The sequence below is a fragment of the Endozoicomonas sp. YOMI1 genome, assembly GCF_024606345.1.
Classification (GTDB): domain Bacteria; phylum Pseudomonadota; class Gammaproteobacteria; order Pseudomonadales; family Endozoicomonadaceae; genus Endozoicomonas.
The window spans coordinates 1-12,296 of the sequence record NZ_JAHHPM010000485.1 but is presented as its reverse complement, the minus strand read 5'-3'; the positions used below and the strand labels follow the sequence as shown (position 1 = coordinate 12,296).

General features: G+C 47.3%; 10 protein-coding genes. 8 read left to right on the top strand and 2 right to left on the bottom strand.

The features are described from left to right. Window positions 1-220: 220 nt before the first annotated feature. The 8 genes from hemF (at window position 221) to KDK15_RS16990 (ending at window position 8,326) form a co-directional block, all read left to right on the top strand. On the top strand, window positions 221-1,144 hold the full coding sequence (hemF, locus tag KDK15_RS17025) for an oxygen-dependent coproporphyrinogen oxidase (RefSeq protein ID WP_257296585.1): 924 nt from the start codon (window positions 221-223) through the stop codon (window positions 1,142-1,144). A gap of 18 nt (window positions 1,145-1,162) precedes the next feature. Then, complete coding sequence (gene aroE, locus KDK15_RS17020; RefSeq protein WP_257296584.1) at window positions 1,163-1,990, top strand: shikimate dehydrogenase; 828 nt, start codon at window positions 1,163-1,165, stop codon at window positions 1,988-1,990. A gap of 80 nt (window positions 1,991-2,070) precedes the next feature. Beyond that, on the top strand, window positions 2,071-2,763 hold the full coding sequence (locus tag KDK15_RS17015; protein ID WP_257296583.1) for a YiiX/YebB-like N1pC/P60 family cysteine hydrolase: 693 nt from the start codon (window positions 2,071-2,073) through the stop codon (window positions 2,761-2,763). A 247-nt stretch (window positions 2,764-3,010) separates the two neighbouring features. Further along, window positions 3,011-3,871 carry a hypothetical protein gene (locus KDK15_RS17010; protein ID WP_257296582.1) on the top strand — a complete coding sequence of 287 codons (861 nt, stop codon included), beginning with the start codon at window positions 3,011-3,013 and terminating at the stop codon, window positions 3,869-3,871. A 127-nt stretch (window positions 3,872-3,998) separates the two neighbouring features. Next, a complete protein-coding gene (rsmG, locus tag KDK15_RS17005) occupies window positions 3,999-4,673 on the top strand; it encodes a 16S rRNA (guanine(527)-N(7))-methyltransferase RsmG (RefSeq protein WP_257296581.1) in 675 nt (224 codons plus the stop codon). Between the two features lie 16 nt (window positions 4,674-4,689). Beyond that, complete coding sequence (locus tag KDK15_RS17000) at window positions 4,690-5,499, top strand: ParA family protein (RefSeq protein WP_257296580.1); 810 nt, start codon at window positions 4,690-4,692, stop codon at window positions 5,497-5,499. 3 nt (window positions 5,500-5,502) lie between these two features. Beyond that, window positions 5,503-6,393, top strand: a complete 891-nt coding sequence (locus tag KDK15_RS16995; RefSeq protein WP_257296579.1) for a ParB/RepB/Spo0J family partition protein — start codon at window positions 5,503-5,505, stop codon at window positions 6,391-6,393. A gap of 178 nt (window positions 6,394-6,571) precedes the next feature. Next, window positions 6,572-8,326: an ankyrin repeat domain-containing protein gene (locus KDK15_RS16990; protein ID WP_257296578.1), complete on the top strand. Its 1,755-nt coding sequence runs from the start codon at window positions 6,572-6,574 to the stop codon at window positions 8,324-8,326. Between the two features lie 124 nt (window positions 8,327-8,450). On the opposite strand, the gene KDK15_RS16985 is transcribed toward KDK15_RS16990, so the two are convergent. Further along, the gene (locus KDK15_RS16985) at window positions 8,451-9,818 is read right to left on the bottom strand and encodes a hypothetical protein (protein WP_257296577.1); all 1,368 of its coding nucleotides are present in this window, start codon (window positions 9,816-9,818) and stop codon (window positions 8,451-8,453) included. A 282-nt stretch (window positions 9,819-10,100) separates the two neighbouring features. Then, window positions 10,101-11,501, bottom strand: a complete 1,401-nt coding sequence (locus KDK15_RS16980; protein ID WP_257296576.1) for a hypothetical protein — start codon at window positions 11,499-11,501, stop codon at window positions 10,101-10,103. Window positions 11,502-12,296: the final 795 nt, after the last annotated feature.

The window sequence follows — 12,296 nt, the reverse complement described above, 5'->3', positions numbered from 1 at the left end:
GCCATCCTCGCTACGGGGTCGCCTAGACGGGCGCTATTCTCGGACAGCCTCCTAGTGCTAAAACTCAGGAATTGTCCCGGAATAAGTTTCGCATTCGACTGAGACTTTTTCAGGTCGCTACCCGCAAAAGTACAAGCAGCCGGTCTTTTTCGGGCAGCGCTTATTGAAATGTTGAAGTTATTCAATAACAGTTCCTTATTGATAAAAGGCTTGTCCCAGAATGTCAGAACCGTCTATAGATCTCGTAAAGCAATATCTCCTGGATTTGCAGAATCGCATATGCACCGCGATTGAAGCAGAAGAAACCGGGGGCTCCTTCAGGGAAGACCAGTGGGATTACCTTGGCTCCGGCAACAAGGGTGGTGGTGGCGGTAAAGCCAGAGTGCTTGAAGGGGGCACGGTTTTTGAAAAAGCCGGTGTGAACTTTTCCCATGTAACAGGGGATCAGCTCCCTGCCAGTGCCACTGCCCATCGACCACAAATGGCTGGCAGGCGTTTTCAGGCCATGGGGGTTTCCCTGGTGATCCATCCAGATAATCCATTTGTGCCGACGTCCCATGCCAATGTCCGGATGCTGATAGCTACTAAAGAAGGAGAAGCGCCGATCTGGTGGTTTGGTGGCGGCTATGACCTGACGCCTTACTATGGCTTTGAAGCAGACTGTCAACACTGGCATCGGGTGGCCAGACAAGCCTGTGCACCCTTTGGAGATGATGTCTACCCCCGCTACAAAAAGTGGTGTGATGAATACTTCTTCCTTAAACACCGCAATGAACCCCGGGGAATTGGCGGACTGTTCTACGATGACCTGAATGAGTGGCCATTTGAGCGCAGTTTTGAGTTTATGCAGTCGGTTGGCGACAGTTATATTGATGCCTATCTGCCCATTGTACAGCGCCGTAAATCCATGCCTTACTCTGAGCAGCACAAGCGTTTTCAGGAGTACCGCCGTGGCCGTTATGTAGAGTTTAACCTGGTATACGACAGGGGTACTTTGTTTGGTCTGCAGTCCGGTGGTCGTACAGAGTCTATCCTTATGTCATTGCCTCCTCATGTACGCTGGGATTACAACTGGAGTCCAGAGCCCGGCACCGAAGAGGCACGCCTGTATGAAGAATTTTTAAAGGCAAAAGACTGGGCATAAATCAAGAGGGTCTGAATCATGGCTGGGCCAGTAGACACTTACGCAGTAATGGGGAACCCTATTGCCCATAGTAAATCACCGGTAATTCACACATTGTTTGCCAACCAGACCAATCAAAATCTGCGCTACACCGCCCTATTGGTTGACGTTGGCGGCTTTAAAAAAGCGATTAATGAATTCTTTGAAAATGGTGATCTGGGGTTAAGTATCACCTTACCATTTAAGGAAGAGGCGTGGCAGTTAGCTGAGAAGAGAACGTCACGAGCGGAAAAAGCCGGGGCGGTAAACACCTTGTGGCAGGATGAACATGGCCAGCTGCATGGGGATAACACCGATGGGGCTGGCTTGGTGGCAGATCTCCAGGCAAATAACCGTGTAACTATTAAAGGCGCACGGGTACTTATTCTGGGGGCCGGTGGTGCTGTTAGGGGTGTGCTTGAACCCCTGCTGTCAGAGCAGCCGGTTGAAGTTGTTATTGCCAATCGAACCCGTAGCAAGGCTGATACGCTGGTTGAACTCTTTGTGGATAAAGCCATTTCTGCCTGTGGATTTGACGATATAGAAGGGCGTTTTGATCTGGTTATCAACGGAACCGCTGCCAGCCTGCAGGGAGAGATGCCGCCCGTACCGGGCCATATTATTGATCAGAACACCTGCTGTTATGACATGATGTACGGTGCCGACGAAACCGTTTTCAACCGCTGGTGCCGCGAACAAGGCGCAGATAAAACCAGTGACGGACTTGGTATGCTGGTTGAGCAGGCGGCAGAGCAGTTTGCCATTTGGCGTGGCCTTCGTCCTGATACTCGCCAGGTACTCACCCTGTTGCGGAATGAAATGGCCTGACAGGTTCTATACTCCTGAACATGATTCTTTATGTTGCCTGTTCCGCCATTACGGGATGATTTTCAGGTATTGAATTCGTTATGGATAAAGCGCTGCCAGCCACTGTGATGCCAGCCAACGTGATTGCTAAAGATCTCTTGCCGGGTGACCTGCTTTTTCAACTGCGCTCAGGAGGAGAGGCCGAATGGGTTATCAGTCGGCTCTTTGCTGGTCGAGACGGTGCAGCCATTAACCATGTAGCGCTCTACGACGGAGATGGCATGGTTATAGAAGCGGTAATGCCCCAGGTGAAGAAAACCGCTTTGGATGACTTTGTCAGCAACTCGGTTTTAGACAACCATGGCAGACCCTGTGTCCTGGTCTGTCGGCTGGCATCGAGTTACTCGACACTGGTACCTGATGCCCTGGCGTTTGCAGAGCAGCAGCTTTCGATACCCTATGATCCACACTACCGTCAGAATCAGGAAAACCATCAGAAAAGCTGGTACTGCAGCGAGTTAATTGTTCATGCTTTTCGCAGTGCCAATGACGGTGTTTTCCTGTTTGAAGAAACACCCATGAGTTTCCGGGATATGGAAACCGGAGAGCTAATGCCGTTTTGGGTTGACCATTATCAAGCCATTGGCCAGGAGATCCCGGAAGGGCTTCCCGGCTCACATCCGGCACTGCTCTCCTGTTCCGACAAGCTAATGTCCGTTAATATTCTTGGATCACTTCCAGCAAAAAGTTGTCAGGATTTATGCAGCCTGGAGCCAGGGTCAACTCTGGCCTAGGAGGCTGTATAGTTATTAGCACTTTTCTGCACCAGAGTCATTTCTGATCAGGTCTGACCCTGCATTAGTTTGATCAAATCTTTTTCTTTCTTCCTGCCAATAGACAGCTGACTTATTTTAATCAGCCAGTGGGTAATCTGCGGCAACCACAAAGTCCCCGCTCATTCTGTTGTTGAAACTTTTTCCCAAAATTAATGTCTGCCGCAGAGAGAAAACAGTTTTCATGGTTTGTCGATGAGGTAGTTCTATGGCACCCACCTTTCCCATTTTGGCTATTCCTGGTTATGAGGCTATCATGCAAGATCTGATGGCTGCTGCTCTTGAAGTCTTGAATCGCGATTCAGACGACGATGATTACATAACTGACATGCTTCCTGCCGTGCCGAAACATGTTGTCCCCTATATTCCTGCCATCAGCCACCAAAATGCTTCGCCAAAAAAACTGGAGGAGTACAGTATTACCTTGCCTGAAGTGCCTGTCGATCCCCCTTCCCTGGTTTGTTTGCCTGCAGGGGAGATAAATGAAAAGGCAGCAGGCGCCTCAGAGGCAGGAACCCCTGAGAGCACAACAGAATGTGATCTGCCGGATGAGCTTGCTGCACGCCGGGAAAAAAAAATACAGCTGACCGACGCTATTCTTGAATTACGACTTGAGTGTCTGAAAATGACTCGTACATGGGACACCTATCTCCCCCGGGTGGATATCAATTCAGAAGCCGCTCGGGAGACAATTGACTACGCCATGGCCATGCGCTGCGGTACAGTAAAAGAGTCACCAGTCGCATACTACACGGCGCAACTGAAAAAGCAGGTGGATATTGTTAATGTACAGGCTGCAAAGGATCATGGCAGACATGCTATCAATCGGCAGCAGCCTGGGGCTAAACCTACAACCAAATTACTCAATAACACCGGTATTTGCGTGGAAGTAATGAAGGCATTGGAGAAGGCGCAAGATGCCACAGCGATTTATGATCCAGACAAAGAGCCGCTTGAGAGTGATGCCAGACTGGCAGAAACCATCAAAACCTATGAAGCTTATCAAAAAGCAAAGGGGCAGTTGGCTGGCTTACAGGCAGCCCTGCAGGCGATTGATGATATTTCGTGAAAGAGTGATTGCGTCGATTTTATCAAAGTTATGGAATAGACTGGTCAGTTAATTGTCATCGGTAAAGCCAGATCTAGGCTTATCGCAACTGAAGCAGGACTTAACTGTCCGCTGGCTGAAGGAATCCATGAACGCTTCTCAATCATTATTAACCGACCATTCTCTGGCTCAGACATTACAGAACGACATTGGTCAGGGGGCCAAATCACTCGGTCTTGATTTGTCCCCGGTTCAGGCGGATTTGTTGACTCGCTATGTTCTGCTGCTGAACAAGTGGAATAAAGCCTACAATCTTACCGCCATTCGTGACCCCAGAGAGATGGTCTTCAGGCATATTGTCGATAGCCTGAGCATTGTTCCCCATATTTCTGGTGCGGCGATTCTGGATGTAGGTTCAGGCCCGGGACTGCCAGGCGTGGTTCTGGCGATTATGTATCCCGATAAAAAATTCACGACACTGGACAGCAATGGCAAGAAAACCCGATTTATGCTTCAGGCAAAACTGGACCTTCAGCTCGATAACCTGGAAGTCGCTAATTCCCGCGTAGAGTCTTTTCAGGTGGATACACCTTTTGACGCCATTACTTCACGGGCGTTCAGTTCATTGGTTAATATGGTAGACGGTACAAAACACTTATTATCACCTTCAGGTGTTTATCTGGCCATGAAAGGGCTATATCCTGAAGAAGAATTGAAGGAATTGATGGGTCGTGACGAAATTGAGCTGGTTGGCTGTGAGCCTTTGAAGGTACCGGGCACAGACGGCGATCGTCATCTTGTCATTTTGCGTAACAGGCATTGAATGGTATTAAACGGCTGTGGCTAAAATTCTAGCGGTAACCAATCAGAAAGGTGGGGTTGGCAAAACCACTTCCTGCGTCAACCTATCGGCTTCCCTGGCAGCCAGTAAGCAGCGGGTACTGCTTATTGATGTTGACCCCCAGGGGAATGCCACCATGGGCAGTGGAATCGACAAACATGCTCAGCAATGGTCTGTTTACCATGTACTGACGGGTCGCTGTAACATCGAACAGGCAATCCTGCCATCCCGGGATGGTGGTTATGATGTTCTGGGTGCAAACGCCGACCTGACGGCCGCAGAAGTTGAGTTGATGGCGATGGATCGCAAGGAATCCCGACTCCATGACGCGCTTGCCAGAGTGACAGACCAGTACGACTTTATCATGATTGACTGCCCTCCATCGCTGAATATGCTGACCATTAATGCCATGGTGGCTGCCCGCGGGGTCATTATTCCGATGCAGTGCGAATACTATGCACTGGAAGGTCTGACTGCTCTGATGGAAACCATTTCGGGCCTCAGGGAAACCATCAATCCCGACTTGCACATTGAAGGTCTGCTGCGCACCATGTATGACCCGAGGATGACGCTGACCACTGAAGTATCGAGACAGCTCATCAACCATTTTGGTGATCAGGTTTATCGAACCGTGATACCCCGTAATGTTCGACTTGCTGAGGCACCGAGTCACGGTAAGCCGGTACTTGCCTATGACCGGAACTCCCGTGGTGCGGTTGCTTATCTGGCATTGGCCGGGGAGCTGGTGCGCAAGCATGATATCAAGGGGCTTAACGGTAAGTCGGCAAGGAAAACAGGAACTCACTGACCCATGGCGAAACAACGTCTCGGTACTAACTTAAATGCACTGTTGGGTAGCGCCAGGCTACCGTCATCCCTGTCTAATGATCTCTCCGGGCCGTCACCGGTCAAGGAGTCACTGGATGGGACATTGAAAGACCTGCCCGTTGAATTTCTGATTCGTGGCAAGTACCAGCCCCGCCGAGATATGCACCCTGATGCCCTGGAAGAGCTGGCTGAAAGTATTAAAGAGCAGGGCATCATGCAGCCAATCGTGGTTCGCCCGGCCGGGCAGAATCGCTATGAAATCATTGCCGGTGAGCGTCGCTGGCGTGCAGCACAGCTGGCAGGCCTCGCGGACGTTCCTGCCCTGATTCGTGATGTTCCCGATGAAGCTGCCATAGCCATGGCGCTGATCGAAAACATCCAGCGCGAAGACCTGAATCCTATTGAAGAAGCGATTGCGCTTTCCAGACTGCAAAAAGAATTCGAACTGACCCAACAGGAAGTGGCCCAGGCTGTCGGCAAGTCCAGGGCTGCCGTTGCTAATATATTGCGACTGATGGCCCTGAACCCTGAAGTAAAGAAAATGCTGGAATATGGCGACCTGGAAATGGGCCATGCCAGAGCGTTGCTTTCCCTGGCAGAAATGAATCAGTTGGACGTAGCCAGAACCGTTACGGCAAAAGGATTGTCTGTTCGTCAGACGGAAGCACTGGTTCGCCGAATCCAGCAGGAAAAGGAGAAAGGCGGTAAAGCCGTTAAACGCCTTGATCCTAATATAAAGCAGCTTGAGGATGAGCTGTCGGAAAAGGTAGGAGCCCGGGTAGCCATTCAGTGCAGTGCCAAAGGAAAAGGCAAGCTGGTCATTTCCTACAATTCACTGGATGAGCTTGATGGCGTGTTGGCCCATATCCAGTAAATACCCCTTTTTATCTCCTCCGCGCTCTCTCCCGGGGCGCATCCCAAGCATAATACTTGATTATCTCCCACCTTATACCAAACTGACTGTCTGGTTATATTCAATGATTGGCCTGCGCTTTTTTGAATGGGTTTATTTTGATTGAAATTGACAAAAAACGCACTTTGGAAGATTTATTATGAATTCTGTCACTCCTGAGTCACTCACGGCCTTCAAGCCGGTTATTACCTTACCCACGATGGTTTGCCACCACCTGTCAATGCAGTCTGACGATGCAAGGGAATTCAATGGTCGTCAGTTGGTCGTGTGCCAAAACCCCACAACACAATTGATCCGCTCCCCGGAATGCCAGTGCGATTTGTTGTTTCGTGACAATGCTGACATTCAGGAATTAGATACGCTGTTACAAAACAGGGCCATTGATATTCACGCCAAAATAGCCCGGAGCATATGCCAGACATCCGCGTATGGGCCCCATGATACGGTGTATTGGTATTCGCCACTGTCCGTGCATGACCCAAATATTCTGAAGAAACTGCAATGGTATTTGAGTCAGGATGGAGTCGATATCAATCAGCCTATCAACTACGCAGGGGAAACCCTGATGCACCAGTTTTGTCGAGCGAGCTGTATCCTTCGGAGGAATAGTCTGGATCGGCCTCTGTACCCGGTTCATCCAGATAGCGTAGTTACCTGGCTTTTGAATCACGGGGCGTCGCTGACTACGGATCGTTTGGGCAACACGCCATTACATACTGCCTGCTCCGCTGGTGCTACCCGGGAGCTTATGGCCATATTGCTGGAGAAAGTCAGGGAAAATCCCGCAATCCTTGATGTATTGAACAACGACGACAAAACAGCCCTGTCTGAGGAGTTGAGTTCACGTTCATGGAATGGTATGGCCGTTCTTTTGTTGCGGGCAGGAGCCAGTATCGGTGACGTCGGCAACCGCTCCCAATACATTCCAATTAGTGCAATGATTGAAAATCGCAGACTCGATAGCGAAAAACTGGGGTTGCTTGCTCATCATGGATTAGATATCAGTAAATGTACCAGCGAAGCATCGCTTTTTGTCAGTAAAATGAATACCTATGACTTCCACCGTGATATCAAAGTACTTCTCTACTGGATAAAATCAGGGTTGGCCCTGAATGGTGTTGGTGGTGATGGTCAGTCATTGCTTTCTGTGTGTTTCAGTACCTTTGAAAAAAATAAAAATGGCGAAGAAAATAGCGGGTTTAATCGAAAGCTGGAATTATGCAGTTACGTCCTGAAAGCCGCCTATAAATACCATTTCCCCAAAAATATTGACGTTCTGAAAGGAGCTATTTCCGACACGTTGATGGAAACACGGGCAGAGGACGTCGGTAAACTGCTGAAAGGTTTTCCAGAGGCTTTTAATCTGATCGATAACACGGTTGAAATGATTGCCAGCAACCTGAATGACCAGAATAAGATGAAGCTTGAAGAGTTGCTGGCACAAGCCAGGGGTGAGCACTCCTTGGAGATGAGCCTTCTTCCTTTCATCTACCAGCCGAACGAACATTATATGCACTTTTGCTCCGATGCTTTTACGGACCACATGGAAGCTATTTTCAACGCTCCACCCTCGGATTTTGTCAAGGTCGGGTTAGAGCCTGGCCGGCGTAGTCTTGAAAGAACTGAGCATGAAGAGGAGGTAGAAGCTGATTTTGAAGATAATAATCAGAATGAAGACCCTCAAGACAATCATTCTATAAACTATTCAGATATTCGATTATACGATTGGCTTTTCGAACACCGGCAGGCATCATTACGGCAACTGCTGTCGTCACACCAAGAACTGCATAAAACGATCTGTAAACATCAAAGTGAGTTGGTTTGCGGTTTATCGGATGAAAATGAACAGCTGCTTAAGAGATTACTTGGTGAGACAGGTTCGTTTAATAAATGAGAATGTGTTCCTGGGCCTATTTAATTAAGGGTTAGCATTACAAAGCTCCCTTTTACGACAATGGGAGCTTTCTATTATCTCTACTGGCTGTTCATTTAATCCTTCATTAATCCCCGGCAGAGTGTCATCTCTGATTAGTATCTACCACAACCTTTATAAACATGGTGTCATCTCTAACGTATCCCTGTTCCAGCCTGGAGAGTGCCAGGAACTTGGGGCAGCCAGAGGCGATGTTGCTTTCCCTTCTTGGTCGTTGAAAAGATGATGAATTTGGGTCGGGGGAGAAATAGTCCAACTCGTCATCTACACCATTCTGATCGAGGATCATAAAAGTAACTTTGTGTCGAAATGGCCAACGCTGAATAGCATCGTAGTCACCTTTCATTACAGCCAAAAACAAGCTGATATGGGTTCCTTTTCCCATTCCATCACCATTCAGGTAGACCCTTGCACGCAATTTATACCCGAATTGGTTGGTATAGAATGGCGGTGAATATAGGGACTCTGGATTGCAATTGATAGCATCCCTCCGTTTGGCTGCAAATCCATCAATCTTCCATACCAGGGTACCGTCCTGGGAGACTGGTTTCTCCTGGAAGGTGTTGACTTGGAGGGCTCCGGACGTTGCGGGCAAAGCAGAGGGAGCGACATTCCTGAGTTGATTCATCAAAAGAAGTGCATTGTTAATTTCGTTTTTGATATCAGCAATAGCTAGACGATTTTCTTCGATGTGAGATTCAAGATTATTACAGAGTTGCTGAAATTCAGGCGGTAGCGAGGAGGCACTGGAACGCGGTCTCTGCGCCTGAAGTTGCACGTTAAAGTCCTGGATAAGTTGTTGCATTTGTTGTTTCATTAATTCCATATCTTTGTCCAGCGATTCGATCTTTTTTTCGATAGATGGTTCTGGCTTTTTGAGCAGCGATCCCAGCTTTTCTATCCGATCAATAAGCTGAGCTATCCTTCTGGCATCCTCTGAACGAGCGTGTTGCAGCATTGTTATCATGTCTTTCGGTGGGAAATTTTTACATTTGTCAAGATGATCCTTGATCTGGGTATAAGACCCGCGCCATGAGCAATCAGTATTTCCATAGGTGGTGTTTGAAGGGCATTGACCTTGATAAACAGATTTTATTTCGCGGTTTAAATTGACGTCCGGAAAAAGGCAATGGTTATCTATAGGGCAACGGTATTCAGATATATCACCCGGGGGGAAATTTGGTTGTTTATGTTGCTCATGATGTAGGCAGTGACGACACAGCAGATGTCCTTCATAGCATTGGACTATGTCTCCGAGCGGGTGATCCCTGCTACAACGTTCTACATTCATGTATGATGGGTGCAATTCAGTGATAATCTTGACGCCACGGTGGACAAAAGTGTTTGTATGTTCTGGAAGAAGCCTGGAGGAATTGTTTGTCTCTGGATTATCAGGGAGGGCTGTACCAGAAAGCGTTGCAATAGATGTCAGAAATGGCTGGGCGGCTTGCATTCGAATTTCCTGTTATCACGTTCAAGCCCTTTGGATTATAAAACTGGTTAAAAAGTTTCAAGCAATATTGCTTTTGTCGTGAAAAATACCTGAGTCAGGATCAAATCAATCCTACACTCTATAGAGCGGTATTTTCATTGATCAGGTAATCGAAAACTCATATTACAAATACCCACAACAGGTTCTGCCGGTCATGAGTATTTGTGATCAGTTCTTCCGGGTTATCCGGAAAGTAATATTCGGGTAATGCTTTCCTTAAGTAATATTCGGGTAATGCTTTCCTTAATTGCTACCCTGAGAATGCTGAGTAGTATCTTCTACCTTGATCTCTATAAACATGGTGTCATCTTTAACCAATCCATTTTTTTTATCCAGCAAAGATAGCGGCATAAGCAAAGGGCAGCCAGAGGCGATGTTCATTTCCCTGTTTGGTCTTTGAAAAGATGATGAATTTGCGTCGGGGCGGAAATAGTCTTGCACGAGTTCTACATTATTCTGATCGAGAATCTTAAAAGAAACTTTGTGTCGAAACGGCCACTTCAGAAGAGCATCGTATTCACCTTTCATTACCGCCAAAAACAAGCTGATATGTGTTCCTCTTCCCATTCCATCACCATTCAGATAGACCCTTGCGCACAATTTATAACCGTATTCGTCTGACAAGAATGCAGGTGAATATATTGAAGTTGTTTTGCCACTGATAGCGTCCCTGCGTTTGGAAGCAAATTCGTCGATTTTCCAAATCAAGGTACCGTTTATGTGTTCTGATATAGCTTGTACATTGTTCAGCTGTTGGGCTCCGGCGGTTGCGGGCAAAGCAGCCTGGTTGCCGAATATTAAAACTAAACTGGCAATTTCGTTTTTGATATCTTCAATACTACGACGATCTGCTGCGATGAGTTCTTCAATGTCTTTCATGCGTTGCTGAAATTCAGGTGGTAGCGAGGCTCTGGATTGCTGCCTTTGCACTTGATTGTTTGGATTTAGTTCCCTGTTAAGCTTCTGCATTTCCTGTATCAGAAATTCCATGTTTTTTTCCAGCGATTCCACCTTTTTTTCAACAGATGGTTCTGACTTTTTGAGCAATAGTGTTTCCAGCTGATCTACTCGATTAATATACTCTTCAATGCGTTTGCCAATCTCTGACATGGTTTTGGAATTTTCTGAACTATCGTGTTGCATCATTGTTATTCTGTCTTCCAGAGGAACGTTTTTACACCCGGTATCAATATGTGGTCCTATATCCTTGTAGTTCCCGACCCATGTGCATTTATCATTTCCATAGGTGAGATTTGAAGGGCATTTTACAGGATAAGTTTGTAATTCGCGGGTTAAAAATTTGTCCTTTTTGACTTCAGCATTATCTACAGGACAACGGACTGCAGATTCACCACCCCGGGGATCTGGTTGTAGTAGGCTTTGTTGATCATGGAGCAGGCAGTGGCGACACAGCAGATGTCCATGTCTACCAGTGCATTGGACTAAGTCGTCTAACAGGTGATTCCCTTTACAATAATCTACACGCAATAATGTTTGGGGTATTTCAGTCTTAAACGTGACGCTACGGTGGTTAAAAGTGGTTGTGGGAACTACAGGAACCAAAGAGTGATTATTTATTGATTGGTCAGGGGCTGATGCTGTGCCTGGGGGCGTTGCACCACTGGATGTATTAAATGCTTGCATTTTAATTTCCTTTATAATCTTTCTAATTTAAAGTTGTTGGATTATGAAACTGGATAAAAGTTCCAGCTAATAGTGCTTTTGCCGTGAAAAATTCCCGAGTCATGCACAAATCAGCCCTGCATTGTCACAGAGTGGCATTTTTATTGTGCAGATCATCGAAAGCTCAGTATTCAAATGCCCATGACCGGCTATGCCGGTCATGGGCATTTGCGGTCATTGCTCCCGGGGTTGTCTGAAAGGTAATTTCCGGAGTAAGGCTCCTCAGTCAGAGAGGTTAACCCGGGTGGGGACCGGGTAGGTCAGGTAGCCATCGGCATCAATGGACAGATTGTCGGCACATTAGCGCTTGAGTTCCTCCAGTTTCCAGGTGTCTCTACCATCAATCCAGTGGCCGGGCTGACATTGACCGGAACATAAATGGCGTCCACGTTCAGTAAGGTTATTTTTGTAAGCAATGTTGTAAGTGATTCTACGTAAAATGACAGATGCTTATTGATTAGCGTCGAAATTTCTCTATCATTCGTTCTACTTCCATGGACTGACCTAGGCGGTCACCCACGGATCAGCAGAACAAATCTTCATCGCTGAACGGGAAGTGTGGTTTGAAAACAGGTTGTTTTGAAATGAACGAAAAACAACCGGTTGACAAATTAAACCGGCGCGGTAAGATGCGCCTCCGCTGACAAGGCTTGAGCAACGTCAGTGAGTTGGAAAGCCTCTGAAAATGATCGCTTGACAACGAAAGTCGCCACGGTAAGATAGGCGGCCTTGCTTTCGGTGGTCAGTTGGCAGTAG